The sequence below is a fragment of the Salmonella sp. SSDFZ54 genome, from assembly GCF_004010735.1.
Taxonomy (GTDB): Bacteria; Pseudomonadota; Gammaproteobacteria; order Enterobacterales; family Enterobacteriaceae; genus Salmonella; species Salmonella enterica.
Window position 1 is genome coordinate 3,868,542 of record NZ_CP034819.1, and the last position, 23,466, is coordinate 3,892,007.

19 protein-coding genes and 2 pseudogenes are annotated in these 23,466 nt (G+C 50.4%); 11 read left to right on the top strand and 10 right to left on the bottom strand.

The annotated features are described in order from the left end of the window. Positions 1-7: 7 nt before the first annotated feature. Positions 8-946, top strand: coding sequence for an MBL fold metallo-hydrolase (locus tag EOS97_RS19055; protein ID WP_000976567.1), 939 nt, complete (start codon positions 8-10; stop codon positions 944-946). A 407-nt stretch (positions 947-1,353) separates the two neighbouring features. On the opposite strand, the gene EOS97_RS19060 is transcribed toward EOS97_RS19055, so the two are convergent. From EOS97_RS19060 to cbpA, 3 genes are all read right to left on the bottom strand, one after another. Further along, on the bottom strand, positions 1,354-1,716 hold the full coding sequence (locus EOS97_RS19060; protein ID WP_001537781.1) for an anti-adapter protein IraM: 363 nt from the start codon (positions 1,714-1,716) through the stop codon (positions 1,354-1,356). Positions 1,717-2,369: 653 nt separating this feature from the next. Next, the gene (gene cbpM, locus EOS97_RS19070; RefSeq protein WP_001284251.1) at positions 2,370-2,675 is read right to left on the bottom strand and encodes a chaperone modulator CbpM; all 306 of its coding nucleotides are present in this window, start codon (positions 2,673-2,675) and stop codon (positions 2,370-2,372) included. Then, positions 2,675-3,595 carry a curved DNA-binding protein gene (gene cbpA / locus EOS97_RS19075; RefSeq protein ID WP_000420603.1) on the bottom strand — a complete coding sequence of 307 codons (921 nt, stop codon included), beginning with the start codon at positions 3,593-3,595 and terminating at the stop codon, positions 2,675-2,677. The genes cbpM and cbpA overlap by 1 nt, the downstream gene beginning before the upstream one ends. Positions 3,596-3,830: 235 nt before the next feature. Here cbpA and EOS97_RS19085 point away from each other — a divergent pair, with 235 nt between their 5' ends. The 5 genes from EOS97_RS19085 to agp all read left to right on the top strand — a co-directional run bounded on the left by EOS97_RS19085 (position 3,831) and on the right by agp (position 8,618). Beyond that, entirely contained in the window at positions 3,831-4,193 is a 363-nt protein-coding gene (locus EOS97_RS19085; RefSeq protein WP_001118901.1) for a copper resistance protein, read from the top strand. A gap of 48 nt (positions 4,194-4,241) precedes the next feature. Further along, a complete protein-coding gene (locus EOS97_RS19090; RefSeq protein ID WP_000972961.1) occupies positions 4,242-6,128 on the top strand; it encodes a protein-disulfide reductase DsbD in 1,887 nt (628 codons plus the stop codon). After that, positions 6,125-6,748, top strand: coding sequence for a DsbA family protein (locus EOS97_RS19095; protein WP_000876683.1), 624 nt, complete (start codon positions 6,125-6,127; stop codon positions 6,746-6,748). The genes EOS97_RS19090 and EOS97_RS19095 overlap by 4 nt, the downstream gene beginning before the upstream one ends. Continuing rightward, on the top strand, positions 6,738-7,244 hold the full coding sequence (locus EOS97_RS19100; RefSeq protein ID WP_000907528.1) for a protein disulfide oxidoreductase: 507 nt from the start codon (positions 6,738-6,740) through the stop codon (positions 7,242-7,244). The genes EOS97_RS19095 and EOS97_RS19100 overlap by 11 nt, the downstream gene beginning before the upstream one ends. A gap of 132 nt (positions 7,245-7,376) precedes the next feature. Beyond that, positions 7,377-8,618, top strand: coding sequence for a bifunctional glucose-1-phosphatase/inositol phosphatase (agp, locus tag EOS97_RS19105; RefSeq protein WP_000749193.1), 1,242 nt, complete (start codon positions 7,377-7,379; stop codon positions 8,616-8,618). A 33-nt stretch (positions 8,619-8,651) separates the two neighbouring features. Here agp and EOS97_RS19110 read toward each other — a convergent pair whose 3' ends face one another. Continuing rightward, positions 8,652-8,879: a YccJ family protein gene (locus EOS97_RS19110; RefSeq protein WP_001143125.1), complete on the bottom strand. Its 228-nt coding sequence runs from the start codon at positions 8,877-8,879 to the stop codon at positions 8,652-8,654. Positions 8,880-8,899: 20 nt separating this feature from the next. Beyond that, positions 8,900-9,496, bottom strand: coding sequence for an NAD(P)H:quinone oxidoreductase (gene wrbA / locus EOS97_RS19115; protein WP_001062898.1), 597 nt, complete (start codon positions 9,494-9,496; stop codon positions 8,900-8,902). A gap of 384 nt (positions 9,497-9,880) precedes the next feature. Between wrbA and EOS97_RS19120 the strand changes: the two genes are divergently transcribed. Then, on the top strand, positions 9,881-10,048 hold the full coding sequence (locus EOS97_RS19120) for a general stress protein (RefSeq protein WP_001273663.1): 168 nt from the start codon (positions 9,881-9,883) through the stop codon (positions 10,046-10,048). Positions 10,049-10,184: 136 nt separating this feature from the next. Beyond that, a complete protein-coding gene (rutR, locus tag EOS97_RS19125; RefSeq protein WP_000083127.1) occupies positions 10,185-10,823 on the top strand; it encodes an HTH-type transcriptional regulator RutR in 639 nt (212 codons plus the stop codon). Here rutR and EOS97_RS19130 read toward each other — a convergent pair. Beyond that, positions 10,820-11,215 (bottom strand): lysozyme inhibitor LprI family protein, encoded by a 396-nt coding sequence (locus EOS97_RS19130; RefSeq protein WP_000821059.1) that lies wholly within the window; start codon positions 11,213-11,215, stop codon positions 10,820-10,822. The two genes, rutR and EOS97_RS19130, sit on opposite strands and share 4 nt — an antisense overlap. Positions 11,216-11,273: 58 nt before the next feature. Then, positions 11,274-15,236, bottom strand: coding sequence for a trifunctional transcriptional regulator/proline dehydrogenase/L-glutamate gamma-semialdehyde dehydrogenase (gene putA, locus EOS97_RS19135; protein WP_000537487.1), 3,963 nt, complete (start codon positions 15,234-15,236; stop codon positions 11,274-11,276). Positions 15,237-15,657: 421 nt separating this feature from the next. On the opposite strand from putA, the gene putP reads away from it, so the two are divergent. The 3 genes and pseudogenes from putP to EOS97_RS27265 form a co-directional block, all read left to right on the top strand. Continuing rightward, a complete protein-coding gene (putP, locus tag EOS97_RS19140; RefSeq protein WP_001018470.1) occupies positions 15,658-17,166 on the top strand; it encodes a sodium/proline symporter PutP in 1,509 nt (502 codons plus the stop codon). A gap of 892 nt (positions 17,167-18,058) precedes the next feature. Next, positions 18,059-18,847, top strand: coding sequence for a phosphate starvation-inducible protein PhoH (gene phoH / locus EOS97_RS19150; RefSeq protein ID WP_000533527.1), 789 nt, complete (start codon positions 18,059-18,061; stop codon positions 18,845-18,847). 278 nt (positions 18,848-19,125) lie between these two features. After that, a pseudogene (locus EOS97_RS27265) lies at positions 19,126-19,254 on the top strand (integrase); the annotation flags it as partial. Between the two features lie 1,208 nt (positions 19,255-20,462). Here the strand turns inward: EOS97_RS27265 and EOS97_RS19170 are convergent. From EOS97_RS19170 to EOS97_RS27270, 3 genes and pseudogenes are all read right to left on the bottom strand, one after another. Continuing rightward, positions 20,463-20,804, bottom strand: coding sequence for a hypothetical protein (locus tag EOS97_RS19170; RefSeq protein ID WP_023165970.1), 342 nt, complete (start codon positions 20,802-20,804; stop codon positions 20,463-20,465). Between the two features lie 267 nt (positions 20,805-21,071). Further along, positions 21,072-21,707, bottom strand: a complete 636-nt coding sequence (locus EOS97_RS19175) for a GAD-like domain-containing protein (RefSeq protein ID WP_001205575.1) — start codon at positions 21,705-21,707, stop codon at positions 21,072-21,074. Positions 21,708-21,752: 45 nt separating this feature from the next. Continuing rightward, positions 21,753-22,863: pseudogene (locus EOS97_RS27270) on the bottom strand (IS3 family transposase). Positions 22,864-23,466: the final 603 nt, after the last annotated feature.

Consider the following 23,466-nt stretch of genomic DNA (forward strand, 5'->3'; position numbering starts at 1 on the left):
TAAAAACATGATGAAAAAAAGCGTCGCTATGCTGGCGGTTTGTATGCTGGCGCAAAGCCACCTTGCCATTGCTGCCAGTGCTCCTGCGCCTCAAGAGATCAACATTGTTTTACTGGGCACCAAAGGCGGGCCTTCTTTGCTCAATACAGCCAGACTACCGCAAGCGACGGCGCTCACTATCGGCGATAAAATATGGCTGATAGATGCCGGCTACGGCGCCAGTCTGCAACTGGTGAAAAACGGCATTCCACTGCGCAACATCAATACTATTTTGCTCACCCATCTGCACAGCGACCACATACTGGATTATCCTTCCTTGCTGATGAATGCCTGGGCAAGTGGTCTGAAAGACCATACCATACAGGTGTATGGCCCGCCGGGAACCCAGGCGATGACGAAGGCTAGTTGGAAGGTTTTTGACAGGGATATCACGCTACGCATGGAGGAAGAGGGGAAACCCGATCCGCGCAACCTGGTTAAGGCGACCGATATTGGCCAGGGCGTCATCTATAAAGATGAACTGGTCACAATAAGCGCGCTGAAAGTGCCTCATTCCCCTTTCCCGGACGGTGAAGCGTTTGCTTACCGTTTTGATACCCAGGGTAAGCGAATCGTCTTCTCTGGCGATACGTCCTGGTTTCCGCCGCTTGCAACGTTTGCCCAAGGGGCGGATATCCTGGTACATGAGGCGGTACATGTCCCCTCGGTAGCAAAACTGGCTAATAGTATTGGCAACGGAAAAACGCTGGCTGAAGCGATTGCGTCGCATCACACCACGATTGAAGATGTCGGTAAGATTGCTCGCGAGGCCCACGTGAAAAAACTGGTGTTAAGTCATCTGGTGCCTGCGACGGTTGCGGATGACGTCTGGCAACAGGAAGCCATGAAAAATTACTCGGGCCCTGTCATTGTCGGTCATGACAATATGACGATAAGCGTACCGTAAGTATCAGGGCAGGGGTAAACCCACGGGCTGACATGATGTCAGCCTGTTATGCTTTTGGCGATCAGCATGACGCGCAGAGCTTTTGTCTAAAACATTATTTTTTCTAAACACTACTTGCTGATTTTTATGCACAATAAAGGTAAGATGATTGCTCTGGTGAAATATTACTAAATAAGAATGTCACGGATGGAATTTATACAGTGTTAAAAGCAATGCGTTTCTTTGTCTGCCGGCCATCAGTAATATCCTCTGTACCGGCTCCTCGTTGCCAAAGTGAAGGTTAGATTAAACGAATCAAAAAATATCCGAACTGTACAATTTTTATATCAAACATATTTAACTGCAAAATACTGCAAACGTGCGCGAATACACTTAATCAGTAGTATGGCTAATGCATACTTTATTTCCTAAACTTTCTTATTATCTATTTGAATATTTCTGGTTAAACCAAATGGACAAACGGATACCAGACACTCGAAAGGATAACTGCAGGCTTCTGGTTTAGGATTGCAGTTACCAGGACAGTGGCTATTTTCTTTAAGCGATTTCCATAGAACAGGATTAAACCTGGTAACGTTGTAAACAGTAACGGGATAAAGTTTATCGTTTATTAAGACCCCCTTATTAAAGGGGATGATAATGCTACCTGGAGGCATGTAAACATCTGCCTGATACCATAAGGTCAATCTAAGATTTTTTAGGCTATGTATGCATGAGAACGACACTCCGGTAGAGGGACTTATAACTGTATCAACGACCTTCCATTCCATTACAGAAACCTTTTAAGTGAAATAGTCAATGGTGTAAATTACATTTTCCGCAAGCCTATTCAGGATAGATGAAAATCTGAGAAACATAACTCGTTGAAAACGATCGTTTTTTATTGACCACTCTATTTATATTGATTTTTTAATAAGTTATTTATTTTATGCTCTTATTTTGTTTACATTCTATTACATTTTTGTATTTTATACGTGGTGTAAATATTGGGCGGTAGTGGATGTTATAACGCTCAATTATTAAACTGTAAGTGACTGTTGTATTTCTTATTTATAAATACCGCAACCTGTAAGCGCAGCGGTACATTTTACCCGGCATTGACAGGGAGAAGGTACGTATCAACCAGAGAGTACAAAACAGTGAAAGAATATATTCTTCAGGCAATAAATGATCGCTAACGTGTAAAAATAACCGACGTATCTAAAAAATGTGAACGTGTGGCTGGTCTTTATTTAAACGATGATCTTCGCAATGGCGCATTAATGGCTGACATTGGCGGTTCGTTGATCGGGTTGTGCGCGGTGAAAGGCTATATTTCTTCCGTTGGGGGAAGTATGTCAGAGGCATTCTGGTATTATACCGGGTGCATGTAAATCCGGGGTGGGCAGAAAGCCCACCCTCGGTTTATTGCCTTTATCGTGGATTAGGGATGCGAGATAAAGCGAGAAAGGCGTTGCAGTAGTAACCGGTTTTCTTCGCGCAGCCGTGAATTCTCTTCCAGCAGCGTTAACGCGACCGCGATCCCAGGCCAGTCGAGCGCCAGCTCCTCGCGTAAGCGTAGCGCGCGTTGTACCACGCTCGCTGCGCGATCGTCGAATTGCCAGTCGGCGTTATCGTCTTCGTAAGGCTCAATTACGCCAAGTCCGACGATTTCGTTTAGTTCCTCTTCCGTCACGCCGGTGTGCAAACAAAATTCGGTGATGGTAAAGGTGACAGTGATGTTAGCCATTATGCTTTCCCCCATTGCTGGCGTGGGTCAAAGGACGACTGCGCGTCCGCCAGTTGTTGCCACAGGGCAGCTGTTTTCTCGTCAGGTTTCGGCGGCATAACGATTTTGATGATGGCATAGAGATCGCCAGTGTGCTTTTTACTGGCTAATCCTTTTCCTTTGATACGCAGCCGCTGACCAGCCTGGCTGCCGGGGGGAATGGTCAGCAAAATACGCTCTTTAAGCGTTGGCACAGACACCTTAGCGCCGAGCGCCGCCTCCCATGGGGCAAGCGGAAGGACGACTTCCAGATCCTGATTGACAATATCAAAGAGCGGATGCGGGGCAATATGGATAACGAGCCATAAATCGCCATTAGGTCCGCCGTTTTCCCCCGGCGTGCCCTGGCCTTTCAGTCTGATTCGTTGCCCGTTGCTGACGCCAGCCGGGATTTTCACATTCAATGTTTTGGGAATTTCCCGCTCCACCAGGCCGAACGCGTTATAAACGGGGACGGAATAGCTAATCGTACGCTGGTGCTCTTCCAGCGTTTCTTCCAGGAATACCGCCACTTCAATTTCGATATCATGACCGCGTGCGGCGTGGCGGTGGTGCGAATGGCGACCGTGCTGACCAAAAATAGACGAGAAAATATCATCAAAATCTTCGGCGTTATACGGCTGGCCTTCGTGTTGCTGGAACTGGCGATTAAATTGTGGATCGTTACGGTGTTGCCATAACTGGTCATACTCGGCGCGCCGTTGCTCATCACTCAGCACTTCCCATGCTTCAGCAACCTCTTTGAAACGGGCTTCGGCATCGGGTTCTTTGCTGACATCTGGATGGTACTTGCGGGCCAGTCGGCGATAGGCGGTCTTAATCGTCTTGAGATCGTCCGTCGGTTTCACGCCCATAATGGCGTAATAATCCTTAAGTTCCATAGCATCATCTCGCTAAATCAATACATACAGAAGGGACCCCAAAAAGGTTTCTCCACTAAGTGTAGGGTAAACCTGAAAAGTGCGTATGAAAACACCAGTTATATCATTAGTAAGAATAAATTACGTTGTTCGACTATCAGAAGGTTGCGCAGCGCGCCGACATAACTTTACAGGGGAAAGGTTGCCAAAACCGCGCCAGTGGCTAAGATAACTCGCGTTAAACAGTGAGGGCGCAATGGCGAAACAACAACGGATGGGGTGGTGGTTTCTTTGCCTTGCATGTGTCGTGGTAATGGTTTGTACCGCGCAACGCATGGCGGGCTTGCACGCCTTGCAGATGCAGGCGACGGCCTCTGCTGCGGTGGTCAGCGCTCCCTCCTCGACAGATGACGGCTCGCCGGTCACTCCCTGCGAATTAAGCGCCAAGTCGCTGCTGGCGGCGCCTCCGGTACTCTTTGAAGGCGCTATCCTTGCGCTTTGTCTACTGCTTTCCTTACTGGCGCCTGTCCGGATCATGCGCCTGCCGTTTTCGCCTCCACGGGCTATTTCGCCGCCCACATTACGGGTACATCTACGATTTTGTGTCTTCCGTGAATGACAGACCGGTTATTGCTAACGGTTAATTACTCATTCACGGAGAAAAAATATGATGATTTTGTTCAGGCGGATACTGTTCTGCCTGTTATGGCTTTGGCTGCCCGTCTCCTGGGCGGCGGAAAGCGGCTGGCTGCGTTCGCCCGATAACGACCATGCCAGCATACGGCTACGTGCCGATACGTCCGCTAACGGTGAGACCCGGCTGTTGCTGGATGTCAAACTGGAAAACGGCTGGAAAACCTACTGGCGCGCGCCGGGGGAAGGGGGCGTGGCGCCCTCTATCGCCTGGAAAGGCGACATGCCTGAGGTAAGCTGGTTCTGGCCAACCCCCTCGCGCTTTGATGTGGCGAATATCACCACCCAGGGATATCACGACGAGGTGACCTTTCCGATGATCGTGCGCGGTACGCCGCCGGCGACCTTGCGCGGTGTGTTGACGTTATCAACCTGCAGCAATGTTTGTCTGTTGACCGATTACCCCTTTTCCGTGACGCCTACTGTGCAGAATGCCGATTTTGCCCATGACTATGCGCGGGCGATGGGTAAAGTTCCGCTCCGCAGTGGACTAACGGACTCGCTTGACGTCGGCTATCGCCCGGGAGAACTGGTGGTCACTGCTACGCGAGCGGCGGGCTGGTCATCGCCCGGGCTCTATCTTGACACCATAGATGACGTCGATTTTGCGAAGCCTCGCCTGCGCGTAGAGGGCGACAGGTTACAGGCGACGGTGCCGGTGACGGACAGTTGGGGCGAAAAGGCGCCCGATTTGCGCAACAAATCGCTGACCCTCGTGTTAGCCGATGGCGCTATCGCCCAGGAGAGCACGCAAACCATTGGCGCTGCGCCAGCGCAAACGCCGGACAATGCGGCGCTACCTTTCTGGCAAGTTGTAATGATGGCGCTGATCGGCGGACTGATTCTTAATTTAATGCCCTGCGTACTGCCGGTTCTGGGCATGAAACTTGGCTCTATTTTATTGGTAGAGGAAAAAAGCCGCTCTCACATCAGGCGACAATTTTTGGCTTCGGTCGCCGGTATCATTGCGTCATTTATGGCGCTGGCGGCGTTTATGACCCTCCTTCGCCTGTCAAACCATGCGCTGGCCTGGGGAGTCCAGTTCCAGAATGCATGGTTTATTGGTTTTATGGCGCTGGTGATGTTGTTGTTTAGCGCCAGCCTGTTCGGGCTTTTTGAGTTCAGGCTTCCCTCATCTATGACCACGAAACTGGCCACTTACGGCGGTAACGGTATGTCGGGACATTTCTGGCAGGGGGCATTCGCCACGCTGCTGGCGACGCCTTGTAGCGCGCCGTTTCTGGGCACGGCGGTCGCCGTGGCGCTCACGGCGTCGTTGCCGACGCTGTGGGGGCTGTTCCTTGCGCTAGGCCTGGGGATGAGCGCGCCGTGGCTACTGGTCGCGATACGACCAGGGCTTGCGCTACGTTTACCGCGCCCCGGGCGTTGGATGAATGTCCTGCGCAGGATCCTCGGTCTGATGATGCTGGGGTCGGCTATCTGGCTGGCGACGTTACTCCTGCCGCATTTCGGCTTCACTGCGTCAAAGAGCGCGCAAGACACGGTTCAGTGGCAACCGTTGAGTGAACAGGCAATCCAGTCGGCGCTGGCGCAGCATAAGCGGGTATTTGTCGATGTCACTGCGGACTGGTGTATTACCTGTAAAGTGAATAAATACAACGTCCTGCAAAAAGAGGATGTGCAGGCCGCCTTGCAACAGCCGGATGTTGTGGCGCTGCGGGGAGACTGGACGCTGCCGTCCGATGCCATTACAGATTTTCTGAAAACGCGCGGCCAGGTCGCCGTGCCGTTTAATCAGGTATATGGCCCCGGCTTGCCGGAAGGGGAGGCACTGCCCACTTTGCTGACCCGCGATGCGGTATTACAAACGTTGAAAAAAGCGAAAGGAATAACCCAATGAAATACATGATTGTTTTGCTGCTGGCGCTGTTTTCGACGCTGAGCATCGCGCAAGAAACCGCTCCTTTTACGCCGGATCAGGAAAAGCAGATTGAAAATCTGATCCATGCGGCGTTGTTTAACGATCCTGCCAGCCCGCGGATAGGCGCTAAACACCCTAAGCTGACGCTGGTGAACTTTACGGATTACAACTGCCCGTACTGCAAACAGCTCGATCCGATGCTGGAAAAGATTGTGCAGAAATATCCTGACGTTGCGGTCATTATTAAACCGCTGCCATTTAAAGGAGAGAGTTCCATACTGGCGGCGCGTATTGCGCTGACCACCTGGCGCGAGCATCCGCAACAGTTCCTCGCGCTACATGAAAAACTCATGCAAAAGCGCGGTTACCATACGGATGACAGTATTAAACAGGCCCAGCAGAAAGCAGGGGCTACGCTAGTGACTCTGGATGAAAAAAGCATGGAAACGATACGCACTAATTTGCAGTTGGCAAGGCTGGTCGGCGTGCAAGGAACGCCAGCGACGATCATTGGCGACGAGCTGATTCCGGGCGCAGTGCCCTGGGATACGCTGGAAGCGGTGGTGAAAGAAAAACTGGCGGCTGCCAATGGCGGGTAAACTGCGGCGTTGGCTGCGTGAAGCCGCGGTTTTTCTGGCGCTCCTCATCGCGATAATGGTGGTCATGGACGTCTGGCGCGCGCCGCAGGCGCCTCCGGCGTTTGCCGCGACACCATTACGTACGCTGACGGGAGAGTCGACAACTCTGGCGACATTGAGCGAAGAACGCCCCGTACTGCTCTATTTTTGGGCCAGCTGGTGCGGGGTATGCCGCTTTACTACGCCTGCGGTCGCTCGCCTGGCGGCGGAAGGGGAAAACGTCATGACCGTTGCGCTCCGCTCCGGCGATGACGCTGAGGTTGCCCGCTGGCTGGCGCGCAAGGGCGTTGACTTCCCGGTCATCAATGATGCTAACGGCGCCTTATCCGCTGGATGGGAAATCAGCGTGACGCCAACGCTGGTGGTGGTTTCACAAGGTCGGGTTGTGTTCACCACCAGCGGCTGGACCAGCTACTGGGGCATGAAGCTTCGGCTGTGGTGGGCAAAAACGTTCTGAATATGCGCCGGGGTTTCCCGGCGCTAACGCGTTTACTGTAAGAAAAACCCCCGTTTTGCGAAATCGTTCCCGGAAAAATGATCCATTTCTGTCACACTCAGAACGATTTGATAACAACAAGAGGTCATAGGGATGAAAAAATCATTACTCGCTGTTGCTGTGGCAGGGGCTGTTTTGTTGTCATCCGCCGTACAGGCGCAGACAACGCCGGAGGGTTATCAATTACAACAGGTGCTGATGATGAGCCGCCATAATCTGCGGGCGCCGCTGGCGAATAATGGCAGCGTACTGGCGCAGTCGACGCCGAACGCCTGGCCGGCGTGGGACGTTCCCGGCGGGGAACTGACGACGAAAGGCGGCGTGCTGGAAGTCTATATGGGACACTACACACGTGAATGGCTGGTCGCGCAGGGGCTGATACCGTCGGGAGAATGTCCGGCGCCCGACACGGTATATGCCTATGCGAATAGTTTGCAGCGCACCGTCGCCACCGCGCAATTTTTCATTACCGGCGCTTTCCCCGGCTGTGATATTCCTGTTCATCATCAGGAAAAAATGGGCACTATGGACCCTACCTTCAATCCGGTAATTACCGATGATTCCGCCGCGTTCCGGCAACAGGCCGTACAGGCGATGGAAAAGGCGCGTAGTCAGCTACATCTTGATGAGAGTTATAAACTGCTTGAGCAGATAACGCATTATCAGGACTCGCCGTCCTGCAAAGAGAAGCATCAGTGTTCGCTAATCGACGCGAAAGATACCTTCAGCGCGAACTATCAGCAAGAGCCTGGCGTGCAGGGGCCGCTTAAAGTAGGGAACTCGCTGGTGGATGCGTTTACCCTGCAATATTACGAAGGGTTTCCGATGGATCAGGTCGCCTGGGGCGGCATCCACACCGATCGGCAGTGGAAGGTGCTGTCAAAACTGAAAAACGGCTACCAGGACAGCCTGTTTACCTCACCCACGGTGGCGCGCAATGTCGCTGCGCCGCTGGTGAAATATATCGATAAGGTGCTGGTTGCCGATCGCGTTAGCGCGCCGAAGGTTACCGTGCTGGTGGGGCATGATTCCAATATCGCGTCGCTGCTGACGGCGTTGGATTTTAAACCCTATCAGCTCCATGACCAGTATGAGAGAACGCCGATTGGCGGTCAGCTTGTCTTCCAACGCTGGCATGACGGCAACGCTAACCGGGATTTGATGAAAATCGAGTATGTCTACCAGAGCGCCCGGCAGTTACGCAATGCGGAAGCGTTAACGCTCAAATCGCCCGCGCAAAGGGTAACCCTGGAACTGAAAGGATGTCCGGTGGATGCGAACGGCTTCTGTCCGCTGGATAAGTTTGATAACGTCATGAACACTGCCGCAAAATAGCCATATGCCCCCGCGCAGGCGGGGGCGTTTGTGTTATACGTTTTTACGTTCGATGATTTGTTCGCCCCAGAAGAGCGAGTCTTTGTCCGTTTTCTCAAAGGCTTTGATCAGCACCTCATCGCTACCTTCTTCCCATATTTTTTCTGCCAGTTTCTCGTCATAGTGAGCGACTTCAAAAATGGCTTCGGCAATTTCCGGCGACGTATTACGCAGGCTTGCCCATTCGCCGACGCGGTGCGCTTTTGCTTCTTGAGTTGGCATTCGAATCCTCCTGTTGAAGATTAGCCGTTGAGTTTGACTGCCAGACCGGCGACGTATTCCCCCTGATAGCGAGCGATAGAGAGTTCCTCCTGGCTTGGTTGACGTGAACCGTCGCCTCCGGCGATAGTCGTTGCGCCGTAAGGCGTGCCGCCGCGAACCTGGGAGACGTCAAAGAGTTCCTGTGCGGCATAGCCTATCGGGACGATCACCATCCCATGATGGGCAAGAGTAGTCCAGGTCGAGGTGATGGTCTGCTCCTGGCCGCCGCCCGTTCCGGTAGAACTGAACACGCTGCCGAGCTTGCCGTATAGCGCGCCGGATGCCCACAGTCCGCCGGTTTGGTCCAGGAAGGTACGCATCTGGCCTGACATATTGCCAAACCGGGTTGGCGTACCAAAAATAATGGCATCGTAATCCGCCAGCTCCTGTGGGGTGGCAACCGGTGCGTTTTGCGTTTTACCGCCAGCTTTTGCGAAGATTTCAGGCGGCATTGTTTCTGGCACACGCTTTATAATGACCTCTGCGCCGTCGACTTTCTTTGCCCCTTCCGCCACCGCATGCGCCATGGTTTCAATGTGTCCGTACATGGAATAATAGAGCACCAGAATCTTTGCCATTTGTACTACTCCTCAGATTAATCAGGTGTGTAGCGATTCGCTACGTCTATTTAAAGATATGCCCTCCTGTGAAGAGTGCAAATTTCAGCGCCATTTCTTTGATTTATAACAATAATTAATTTGGCGACCTTTGTTGCAAAATGATACATTTTTAAGCGCTTTGATTTTTCTAAATATAAGAATAACTTATTTATTTCTTATGGTTATTATTCTGCGTATTCGGCTTCTGATGTTGCAGAATATTTCGGTAAGCGGCCTACCACGGCGTTTTTCACTATGCTTAATGTTACGCGGCGTTACTGATGATACCGTTCATACGCTGCGCGAGGAGATACTCCTCATTACCTATGCAATATGATGTCTAATCTATGACGGAGGTCAGTAATGGCAAACCATCGTGGCGGTTCCGGTAATTTTGCGGAAGACCGCGAAAGAGCATCAGAAGCAGGTCGTAAAGGTGGTCAGCACAGCGGGGGCAATTTTAAGAATGACCCGCAGCGTGCATCCGAAGCAGGCAAAAAAGGGGGCAAAAGCAGTAACCGTAATAGCTAGCCTGCGTCACAACAGCAAGACGCTGAGCGTTTCGCGCTAAAAAGCGTCATGCGCCACCGCCGCCGGATTTCCGGCGGTTTTTTTGTTTATAAGCCGGATTTGGTATGCTTGCGTCCTGACGAAAAGGAGAGGGCGCATGTCGCAACGCACAGAGAAGAAAATCGGGAAACGCTCGCAGGCCACCGGTGCAAAACGGCAGCTTATCTTAACCGCCGCGCTTGCTGTTTTTTCCCAGTATGGCATTCATGGCGCGCGTCTTGAGCAGGTCGCCGAGCGGGCAGGCGTCTCCAAAACCAATCTGCTTTATTATTATCCCTCGAAAGAGGCGCTGTATGTCGCGGTAATGCGACAGATCCTGGATGTCTGGCTGGCGCCGCTCAAGGCGTTTCGCGCAGAATTTTCCCCTCTGGAGGCCATCAAAGAGTATATCCGTCTCAAGTTGGAGGTTTCGCGTGATTATCCGCAGGCGTCGCGGCTCTTCTGCATGGAGATGCTGGCGGGCGCGCCGCTCTTAATGGAGGAACTGACCGGCGATCTAAAAGCGTTGATAGATGAAAAATCCGCGCTGATTGCCGGATGGGTGCACAGCGGGAAACTGGCGCCCATTTCCCCGCACCATTTGATCTTCATGATTTGGGCCGCCACGCAACATTACGTCGATTTTGCCCCTCAGGTTGAGGCGGTAACCGGCGCGACGCTTCGCGATGAAGCCTTTTTCAACCAAACGGTCGAAAGCGTTCAGCGCATTATTATTGAAGGGATTCGCGTGCGTTAACCGGCTGGCGGCAGTGGGCAGCTCAAATCACCCTCTTCACATTGCAGTAGCGAGGCTAAAAACGCTTCGCGTTCGTTCGTTTTATCGGTCAGGCACTGGCTGGCGATCATGGGTTGCACGCTACCGCCCTCCGTACCTGAGCGAATCAGAGCGCAATCGGCGTCCCGCAGTGCAATCCATGCCACCTGCGCTTTTTGCAACAGCTCGCGTTGCGGCGGTTGCGCACGCTTAATCGCGCTTTGATAGGTTTCGTTCAGCTTTTTATCTGCCGCCTGGTATTGCGCGGCGGCGCAGCGATTCATTTCCAGCTGCGTACTGGCGCTGGCACACTCATCGGCCAACGCCTGACTGCTGAACAACAACGCCGCGCAGGTAAGGAAAATTCGTTTCATACGGTCCTCTGACGCGAGTAAAAAGGCTCCATTGACGGAGCCTTAATTAACCACAGTATTAGCCAATTGTCATCAGGCTGGCATTACCGCCAGCGGCGGCAGTGTTTACGCTCAGCGAACGTTCAATATAGAGCCGTTCCAGCAGTATATTGCTTTCGCCGCGGGCGAACCCCTGTACCGACACTATCGCGCCTTCGCGGGCGGCGACGGCTTCGCACACGGTCCGCAGCTTGTCGGAGTCGCCGTGGAAAATCACCGCGTCAAACGGCTGCGCCATCAGCGTTTCCGCTTTCGCAAACTGGACACGCGCCGCAACGGCGGCGGGGAGACGTTTCGCCAGATCGCGGTGGAAGGCGTCGTCTGACCATAGCGCCTGACTGCCGACGGCGAGAACGGCGGCAAGCTGCGTCAACGCGTCCTGTTCGTCATCAGCCAGGCATAATACCCGTTCACGCGGCAACAGCGTCCAGGTATTACGCTCGCCGGTCGGCCCCGGTAGCAGGCGCTGCGTGCCGGCCTGCGCCAGATCGGCGAATTGTCGGCAGAGCGTCTGTAGCGCCGGGCGATCCGCCGCCCATTGCGTCAGAGCGGTCAACGGCGCGAGTAGCGTGGTTTTAAGCTGCGCATCCACCGGGTAACGCGCATCCTGACGAGTCAGCGTCGTATTGAGCGCATTGGGCGGGCGGTGTGCCAGCAGGCGGTAGAGATAGAGCGGCCCTCCCGCTTTTGGCCCGGTGCCGGACAGGCCTTCGCCGCCAAACGGCTGGACGCCGACGACCGCGCCCACCATATTACGGTTAACGTACAGGTTGCCGACATGGGCGGAACCGGTGACTTGCGCAATGGTTTCATCAATACGGGTATGTACGCCCAGCGTTAGCCCGTAGCCGGAAGCGTTAATCTGTTCGATAAGCTCCGCCAGTTGGTTACGGTTATAACGCACGACGTGCAGCACGGGCCCGAAGACCTCTTTTTCCAGTTCTGCGAAGTTTTCCAGCTCAATAAGCGTGGGCATAACAAACGTACCGGTCTGCCATTCCTGCGCGTCATCGCTGTTTTCACGCGCGGCCTGGAAAACCGGGCGGCCTTTGGCGCGCATCGTCTGGATATGACGTTCAATGTTGGCTTTGGCCTCGCTATCGATCACCGGCCCGATATCGGTCGTCAGACGGCCTGGATTCCCCATCCGACACTCCGCCATCGCGCCGCGTAACATTTTCAGCGTATGTTCGGCGATATCGTCCTGCAAACACAGCACGCGGAGTGCGGAACAGCGTTGTCCGGCGCTGTCGAAAGCGGAAGCCAGCACATCCACGACCACCTGCTCGGTGAGCGCGGAAGAGTCGACAATCATAGCGTTCATACCGCCGGTTTCCGCAATCAACGGAATAGGGCGGCCCTGGGCGTCAAGACGCGTGGCGATGTTGCGCTGCAACAACGTCGCGACCTCCGTGGAGCCGGTAAACATCACGCCGCGTACACGCGCATCGGCGGTAAGCTGGGCGCCGACGGTTTCTCCCCGTCCTGGTAACAGTTGCACGACGCCCGGTGGTACGCCCGCTTCCAGCAAAATAGCAATGCCCTGGGCGGCAATCAGCGATGTCTGCTCTGCCGGTTTCGCCAGAACGCTGTTACCTGCCGCCAGCGCGGCGGCGATTTGGCCGGTGAAAATGGCCAGCGGGAAGTTCCACGGACTGATGCAGACTACCGGCCCTAACGGGCGATGCGTTTCGTTATCGAAATCGTCACGCACTTGACCGGCATAATAATGGAGGAAGTCTACCGCTTCGCGCACTTCGGCAATGGCGTTGCTGAACGTTTTCCCCGCTTCGCGCACCAACAGGCCAATCAACTGTTGCATTTGGTCTTCCATTAATACCGCCGCCCGCTGCAAAATGGCGGCGCGTTCTTGCGGCGGCGTCGCAAACCAAACCGGCGCCTGATTGACCGCGTTTTGCAATGCCTGTTCAACCTCGCTTTCTGTCGCTTCGCGTCCCCAGCCGACAATATCTTTCGGTTCCGCCGGGTTGATAACCGGCGTCATCTCACCGTCGGCCACCGGTTGTTCCAGCACAGGTTTGGCCTGCCATTTCTGCATGGCGTTGCTTAACAGGGCAGAAGAAAGCGAGGCGAGGCGATGTTCATTCGCTAAATCAAGTCCGGCGGAGTTTATCCGACCTTCGCCGTACAGATCGCGCGGCAGCGGAATTTTCGGATGCGGTATGCCAGCCTGACCTTCCTGCTGCGCCAGTTTTTCCACGGCCTCGACCGGGTCGGCCACCAGTTCATCGAGCGGTAGGGTGGCATCGGCGATGCGGTTGACAAAAGAGGTGTTGGCGCCGTTTTCCAGCAGGCGTCGTACCAGATAGGCCAGCAGGGTTTCGTGCGTTCCCACCGGCGCGTAAATACGGCAGGGACGGTTAAGTTTTCCGTCCGCCACTTTACCGGTGACCTGTTCATACAGCGGTTCGCCCATGCCGTGCAGGCACTGGAATTCGTACTGACCCGGATAGTAATTTTGCCCGGCCAGATGATAAATCGCCGCCAGTGTGTGTGCGTTATGGGTCGCGAACTGCGGGTAGATCAGATTAGGGACGGCGAGCAGTTTTTTCGCGCAGGCCAGATAAGAGACATCGGTATACACTTTGCGGGTATAAACCGGATAGCCCTCCAGCCCTTCTATTTGCGCGCGTTTGATCTCGCTATCCCAGTAGGCGCCTTTCACCAGACGAATCATCAGCCGACGGCGGCTACGGGAGGCCAGATCGACTAAATAATCAATGACCAGCGGGCAGCGTTTCTGGTAAGCCTGGATCACAAAGCCAATGCCGTTCCAGCCCGCCAGTTCGGGTTCGAAGCAGAGTTTTTCCAGCAGATCGAGTGAGATCTCCAGACGATCCGCCTCTTCGGCGTCGATATTGAGACCGATATCATACTGGCGCGCCAGCAGCGTCAGGGATTTCAGGCGCGGATAAAGCTCCTCCATTACCCGATCGTATTGCGCGCGACTATAGCGTGGATGCAGGGCGGACAGCTTAATCGAGATGCCTGGCCCTTCGTAAATACCGCGACCGTTAGACGCTTTGCCGATGGCATGAATCGCTTGCTGGTAAGAAACCATATAGGCCTGCGCATCGGCGGCGGTTAACGCGGCTTCGCCCAGCATATCGTAAGAATAGCGGAACCCTTTCTCTTCCAGTTTTCGGGCATTCGCCAGCGCCTGAGCAATGGTTTCGCCAGTCACGAACTGCTCGCCCATTAAACGCATCGCCATGTCGACGCCTTTGCGGATTAACGGCTCGCCGCTCTTGCCGATAATGCGGTTCAGCGAGCGCGAAAGATTGGCTTCGTTATGCGTTGAGACCAGTCGGCCGGTAAAGAGCAGCCCCCAGGTGGCGGCGTTTACAAACAGCGACGGGCTACGGCCAATATGCGACTGCCAGTTGCCATTACTGATTTTGTCGCGAATTAACGCATCGCGCGTAGCTTTGTCGGGAATACGCAGCAGCGCTTCCGCCAGACACATCAGCGCAACGCCTTCTTGCGAAGAGAGGGAAAACTCCTGCAACAGGCCTTGCACCATACCCGCGCGACCGCTGGCGGATTTTTGATTGCGCAATTTCTCCGCCAGTTGATACGCCAGTTTATGCGCCTGCTCAGCGACAGGCGGCGACAGGCGCGCCTGTTCCATTAGCATTGACACCGCATCGGTTTCCGGGCGGCGCCAGGCGGCGGTGATGGCGGCGCGAGAGACGGATTGGGGAAGAATCTGTTCGGCAAACTCCAGAAAGGGCTGATGCGGCTCATCCTGCGGCGCGACCGGCTCCTCGCTTTCATTTGCCGCGCCGGCAAACAGCGCAGGTAGCTCCGGTAGCGTATCGCTATTTTCCAGCTTGTCCAGATAGCTAAAGATTGCCTGTTTTATTAACCAGTGCGGCGTGCGATCGATACGCGAGGCGGCCATTTTGATCCGTTCGCGCGTGGCGTCGTCCAGCTTAACCCCCATCGTGGTGGTTCCCATACCCTCTACTCCTGTTATTCGCTCTATCTGCTAACCAATAGTTAGCGGAAAATATCCACTATGTTGCAACTTTGTGCAACCGCGTTAAATGTGACCTGCGTTGCAAGCTTAAAAATGAATAAATTGTTAAAAAAAGAAAGTGGGAGTCTGACGGGGAAAACCATCTGGATTTATTTTCTCTGCGGTAGTTAACACTTTTAAAAGGTGCAACCGCAAAAAATGTGAGAGAGTGCAACCTGGAGAAAAATAGTATCCCTCTGCAATCAAATTTGATGTAAATGGTGTGTTAAATCGATTGTGAATAACCACCGCTTCCGGCAGGATACGGTCGCCCTGGTAAACATAACACCCTTGCCACGTTCCGGCAGGGTACAAAACGGCACGCTACGGTAGTGCCAATAAATAAATTTGGAGAACCTTGATGGCTATTAGCACACCGATGTTGGTGACATTCTGTGTCTATATTTTTGGCATGATATTGATTGGGTTTATCGCCTGGCGCTCAACCAAAAACTTTGATGACTATATTCTTGGCGGTCGCAGCCTGGGGCCGTTTGTTACGGCTTTATCAGCCGGCGCGTCGGATATGAGCGGCTGGCTGTTAATGGGGCTGCCTGGCGCTATCTTTCTGTCGGGGATCTCTGAAAGCTGGATCGCCATTGGCCTGACGTTAGGCGCATGGATTAACTGGAAGCTGGTGGCCGGGCGCCTGCGCGTGCATACCGAATTTAACAATAACGCGCTCACGTTGCCGGACTATTTTACCGGTCGGTTTGAGGATAAGAGCCGAGTCCTGCGTATTATTTCCGCGCTGGTCATTCTGCTGTTTTTCACTATCTATTGCGCGTCAGGTATTGTCGCTGGGGCACGACTGTTCGAAAGCACCTTCGGTATGAGCTATGAAACCGCACTGTGGGCGGGGGCCGCGGCAACCATTATTTATACCTTTATCGGCGGGTTTCTTGCCGTTAGCTGGACGGATACCGTTCAGGCCAGCCTGATGATTTTTGCGTTAATCCTGACGCCGGTGATGGTTATTGTCGGCGTAGGCGGTTTTAGCGAGTCGCTGGAGGTGATCAAGCAAAGGAGCATCGAGAATGTCGACATGCTCAAGGGGCTGAATTTTGTCGCTATTATTTCTCTGATGGGCTGGGGACTGGGTTACTTCGGTCAGCCGCATATCCTGGCGCGCTTTATGGCGGCGGATTCACATCACAGTATTGTTCATGCGCGTCGTATCAGTATGACCTGGATGATTCTGTGTCTGGCGGGCGCGGTGGCGGTGGGCTTCTTTGGCATTGCGTACTTTAACAATAACCCCGCGCTGGCCGGGGCGGTGAACCAAAACTCAGAACGCGTATTTATTGAACTGGCGCAGATCCTGTTTAACCCGTGGATTGCCGGTATTTTGCTGTCTGCTATCCTGGCGGCGGTGATGTCGACGTTGAGCTGTCAGTTGCTGGTATGCTCCAGCGCGATTACGGAAGATTTATATAAGGCTTTTCTGCGTAAAAGCGCCAGCCAGCAAGAGCTGGTATGGGTAGGGCGAGTGATGGTGCTGGTGGTAGCGCTGATCGCCATTGCGCTGGCGGCGAACCCCGATAACCGTGTGCTGGGGCTGGTGAGCTACGCCTGGGCTGGATTCGGCGCGGCATTTGGACCTGTTGTCCTGTTTTCTGTGATGTGGTCGCGTATGACACGTAACGGCGCGCTGGCGGGAATGATTATTGGCGCGGTGACGGTTATCGTCTGGAAACAATATGGCTGGCTGGATCTGTATGAGATCATCCCTGGCTTCATTTTCGGCAGCCTGGGGATCGTAATCTTTAGCCTGCTTGGCAAAGCGCCGACAGCAGCGATGCAGGAACGCTTTGCAAAAGCGGACGCGCATTATCATTCCGCGCCGCCGTCGAAGCTACAGGCGGAATAACCGACATGTCCGATAGCATTATTGCCATCGGACATATTTTACCAGGCGGCGTTATACGCCCGCCTGGTTCTCTGATAAGTCCCGGACCGATTGACTGAAGATGTTCAGGTAAATGAGGACGCACTCTCAAACTATTTTTAGCCCTTGAGCGCCGTTAACGCGGGCGTAATACGTCTCTAGTAATCACTAACTGGCCATATATGAAATCGCCTGTTAATGGTACCAATAGCCTTGACGCAATAGGGTAATGACAAAAATTAAAACGAGTCAGCGTTACTGGCGTAAGTATGCCGCACAAAATTTTGCATAAATAATGCCGTTTTAGTGATGGGAGAGAGGATACGTTAATTACTCCATTTTAACCTTTTATATGTTGAATATTCAATGACTTATGGGTAGTTTCACCATTAATTCCCGCAGTAGCTAATGATTATCTTTTTTAGTCTCCTGCCGATGAAATAATCGTGTAATCTTTCTGTAAGAGACTGACAATGACGCAATAATGTTTGGTTAATACTTGGTGAATATATTGTTGCATTATTGATGTTTTGTGTTGTACTTAGTAGTAATAGCGGTAGTTCCCCGGCAGTGATGGTCACTCACTATGGAGATCGCGAATGGTAATGTCCGCACCAGGACACATTGTTTACAGTAGTTACAACACCCTGTACGGACATTCTCTCTCCGGTGGTGGTCTTGTCACCTTAAAAGCTCTCATCATTTCTCTTACTGTCCATACCCATGACGTCATATGTGGTGCGCGTAGCCGTGTGTGGCGTCGTTTCAAAAAGCAAGCTAAGGCTTACAAGGAAGCCAACCCTCAGATGTGTGTGCGCATAATCGCGTTCAAGAGAACGCGGGTGATGTATACCTACAACTCAAGGTGCTATCCATGGGAAGACAAAAAGCAGTGATCAAAGCTCGTCGTGAAGCAAAGCGTGTGTTGAGACGAGATTCGCGTAGTCATAAGCAACGTGAAGAAGAATCGGTCACGTCACTGGTACAGATGGGCGGAGTAGAAGCCATTGGCATGGCGCGCGATAGTCGCGATACCTCTCCTGTTAAGGCGCGAAATGAAGCACAGGCGCATTATCTGAACGCTATCGACAGTAAACAGCTTATTTTTGCGACCGGCGAAGCCGGCTGCGGAAAAACATGGATCAGTGCGGCAAAGGCGGCAGAAGCATTGATTCATAAGGACGTCGAGAGGATCATTGTGACGCGTCCGGTATTGCAGGCTGATGAAGATCTTGGTTTTTTGCCCGGTGATATCGCTGAAAAATTCGCGCCTTATTTTCGTCCCGTCTACGATGTCCTGCTTAAACGGTTGGGCGCGTCCTTTATGCAATATTGTTTGCGCCCGGAAATCGGTAAGGTAGAAATTGCCCCGTTCGCCTATATGCGTGGGCGTACTTTTGAAAATGCGGTCGTGATCCTCGACGAGGCGCAAAATGTGACTGCGGCGCAAATGAAAATGTTTTTGACGCGACTAGGCGAAAATGTCACGGTCATTGTCAATGGCGATATTACGCAATGCGACCTGCCGCGCGGCGTGCGTTCCGGGTTGAGCGATGCGTTGGAACGCTTTGAAGAAGATGAAATGGTAGGGATTGTGCATTTCAACAAAGACGACTGCGTGCGCTCGGCGCTTTGTCAGCGAACGCTTCACGCATACAGCTAATATAGCATTGACTTTCAGAGCCCGGGAGACCGGGCTTTGTTGTCTATCCCCGGTCAGGTGACTTAATACGAAAAAAAGCCCGTACTTTCGTACGAGCTCCTTCTTGAAGATGGCGGTGAGAGGGCTGCCATATTTACGTTCATTATCATTCGCATTAATCATAATTATTTCTTTATATACAATGCGTTGCCATTATTCTTTGTTCGCTGGCGTATTGCTATCTTTCGTAAAATCGTCATTTTATGCAGTACAGGATGCATGACAAAAGAGTGGGGATTATGCCAAAGAAAGCCAGAGAACTGTCCGCCTTAGCCGTTTCCAGGCTTAAAGCGGAAGGTCGCTATGCTGTAAGTGGTGTTGACGGATTGTATCTGCGGATCGCCGGACGCTCACGCGCATGGGGCCTTATTTATATGCTCATAGACTACATCAAGTTCTGTAAAGGAGGATTTTGCTTCTGAAATGGTCTTATAGCAACCAGTAGCATAAAGATTATTGGTCACTGCGATTAGCTCAGGTTTAATACTGCCCGGTTTTACATCTGGTGGGGGTAATATCTTGTAATATAAATTTGTTACTTCTGAGGATGTATAACGGTATCGCTAAAAATGTTCTTTCTGGTATTTAAAACTACATGTCACTGCCCACAGGAAGGATGGTTTATTATTGCTTCCTTTCATTACAATAACTTTCTCTGGATTATCTACATTTTATTTTTTAACATAAAATACATCACAACTAGAAAACTTAAACATTTTATATTAAAACTTTTTCTAATATTCGAACATTATAAATTTAATAGCCATGTAGGAATAAAATATAGCAATAAGAATCTCTAAAGAGAAACTTATCGTATATTTATGTTTCATTAATAAGAGTATTGGCTGTTTATTAATGTTTTTATTATTGTATTTAATGTGGAAGTAGTGTATCCCCCCCAATCCCAATGTCTACTAATGAAAATGCATTATAATAAAAGAATATATATCCTGATAATGCTACAAGGAACTTAATAAATATAATGCCATGTATATTATTTATATTCCTGATCAATAAAAAACAAATTAGCGAGGACATTACGATGCCAAAAAAATCTAAAAAATTATTATGATACACCTTGATAATCTTGCCTGACAGTTTCATAAGATACCATTATCCACCAGTGTTAACATTTGCTTTCCCGGTCAATATAGCCCCCCGATGTTGAACCTGCCAACTCTGGTTGTACTGGCCTGGGGGTTCAGTCAAGAGGCCTGTTTGTATATCTTCCTCCAGGTCAATTCCAATACCTGGTGCTTTATTTCACCACACCCGCGATACATTACTCATTGTTTAATGTCATTCTCATTACCTAAACGCCACAGTATCCGGACATATCAAGATGTTTTTCCTCATTTCTTACTTTGATGGTGATAATAGCTTTAACATCATACCCTTCTACATCCTCGTTTGATGCTGTGAGAGGAGTCTGTTTCGTGGTGATGGAAATATTACCATTTTGGAATGATGATATGTTTCCCTTTGAGGATGTATAACGACATCGCCAAAATGTTCTTTCTGGTATTCAAAACTATATGTCACTGACCCTGTAATGATGGCTTATTATTATATTTATTTATGATAATAATTCCTTCTTCAATCTGAGAAATAAAATAAGTAAAAATCCCAAATTGAATATTAATTTATATCCTCTGGATACTAAGTTTCTGTTTCCAATAAAATTTTTAAGAAATGGTTTTTTGATATTTTCTTTATTATATTCTTGATGGAATGATGATATTTTTCCGACAGCTGAATCGATAAGGGAGAAAATAAAAAAATACAAAAACAAATAACAGCCAATAAGAAAACACACATCTTTCCAACCAGTAGTTCCAAGCATAATACTAACTTTTGAAAATAACAGGAAAGCTATCACTCCAAATAACATCCTAACTGTTTTGTTATATTGACTCATTTTAGTCTCCGATAATCACCGTTGAAAAATCTGTAATGACAGCTCCAGTGCCACCCACCGAAGGGGACACAAAAGGATCAAACTGAATTTCTATGCCTCCACCTAATAGTTACAAGAGGATATAGGGTATCAGGCAACCCAAAATCCACTGAAATTCGATTTATTCAACAAAGCGTAATGCAGTCAGTAAAAGTATGACACTGATTACTTTAGGAAGGGCGTCCATCACATATTTCAAGCCATTTCCAGAATTGATAACTCCCTCCTTTAGAAGCCTATAATATTAGAGGGAGATAACTCTCTAAGAATCATCAAATGTATTTGACAGTCCACTTTACTCAAGTTTTCAATTTTTATTTGTCCGCCCAAAATGTATGCAGGTTCCAAACCAAACATTTCATTATCAGCTAATACGCCTGGTTGTTTAACTGCCCGGTCAAAAATGTAATTATCATTACAATCAAATAAATCAAACTCTTCAACATTTGAAAATGCAAGAAAAGATTCAATTTCACTATTTAATTCATCTATTGTTTTTACCATGAAACCATTTTCGACAAAAATTATTTGATTAAATAAAGGCTGAATCGTAATATTTCTTCCGGTAGACTCACCAAAAACATATAATTCGCCAAAGGCACTCCTGGCTATGACATGGTATGCGTCCATTTCTTTAAATGGAGTATCTTCTAGCCATATATCCAGTACAACTTCATCCTTATCAGGATTGACAAGACTAAACAATCCATTTTTATACGTTCCCCATTCCTCTGTTTTCCAGTAAGAAAGAAGTTTATCCGGAAGAATACCTTTCCATTTTGTCATACTTTTCTCTGGAACAGCGCTATAAGATGTAGCTTCTCCAAATTTCTCAATGAAGTAACTAATGTCTTGATCTCGCATAATATTTCCCCCTGACTTCTAAGCCCTTTTGTAAATAGACCCGTTTTAGTTCCAGGCATTTTTTGAGATCCCGGCCAAATGATTGTGTTGCCGATATTCTTCCGGCGTCATATTGTTCAGTGATTCATGAGGGCGTTCACAGTTATATTCTGACACCCATCTTTCCGTGATTTCCCGCACTTCATTCAGCGTTCTGAACAGATAAAAATCGAGTATTTCTGTACGGTATGTTCAGTTAAAGCGCTCAATAAAAGCGTTCTGCGTCGGCTTACCCGGCTGAATAAATTCCAGTTTTACTGCATGTTGCTCTGCCCATTCAGCCAGTGCAAGTGAGATAAATTCCGGACCATTATCCATGCGTAGCATGACCGGATAGCCGCGATTTGCCGCGATCCTGTCGAGTACACGGACCACGCGCAAAGCTGGCAGATTCAGATCGATTTCAATCGACAATGCCTCACGGTTAAAGCCATCAACGACATTGAACGTGCGAAAACGACAGCCACAGACCAGAGCATCATGCATAAAATCGACAGACCAGCTCTGGTTCAGCGCTTCCGGTGTGGCCAGTGGCGAGGGATTACGCACCGGCAATCGTTGTTTGCCTTTACGGCGAAAATTCAGCTTCAGCAGACAATAAATACGATGGATCCTTTTGTGATTCCACGGGTATCCCTGCCGCCGCAGAACCTGGAAAAGTTTTGGAAAACCGTACCGTGGGTATCGCTCTGCCACTGCCTGCAACGCGACAATAACGGGTTCGTCACGCGTGGTATCCGGACGGTAATGGTAAACCGTTCTGCTCAGGTTCAGACTCCGGCAGGCCTGACGGATACTGAGTCCAAATGTCGTTATCAGATGAGTGACCAGCTCACGCTTAAAGGCTGGTTTTAAAGCTTTTTTCGATAACGTCTTTCAGGGCCCGGTTCTCAAGGCTCAGGTCGGCAAACATCTGTTTGAGACGCCGATTCTCGTCCTCAAGATCCTTGATCTTTTTAATATCAGAAGCCTCCATGCCGCCGTATCTGGACTTCCAGTTGTATCAGGTGGCTTCAGATATACCGGCCTCCCGGCAGACATCTTTAACGGTTCGTCCGGCTTCAACCGATTTAATTACGGCAATGATCTGATGCTCAGTAAAACGGGCTTTACGCATAGCGATCGCCTTTGTTGGCAGATTGATTATGCCGGAGGATCTCTAAATGTGAATGGCACGATTATGCGGGATACTTACACCTGTTTCGTTGTAAAAATGTAGCATCTTGAGTCATTCATCAGTCGGTTTTATTCCTCTCAGACTAAGCCATCAACACAGATTTCAACGCCGCTGTCGCGGTTATTATGGCTTGCCTGTAAACATAATGAACACACTAATTCTCTGCTTGACCACCCTTATAAACTGGTCACACAAGATCACAGGAACCTCTCACGATGAGGCGCATGTATCCTGGTTTACGACATCAGGAAATGTGGCGCGTTTATTGCCAGGTAGGCGTTGTGAGACGTCACTTATTTACGCCAGGTTTCAGCCGTAGCGACGGGCATGGATAAAAAGAGTATGGCAATCAGCGTGATAATGCTAAAAAACAATTAATATTTTTTTAACAAAACTAAAGCTTGCTATGTGAAGTTAACCATGCGTTAATGGTTGTGCGGTTTGATACAAACTTATCTGAAGTAGTGATTGTAATATTTCTCATCATTTGTTCCTCTTGAGATCTCCTTTAGGTTTTTTTCTCTCTGATAATTTTCTTCAGGC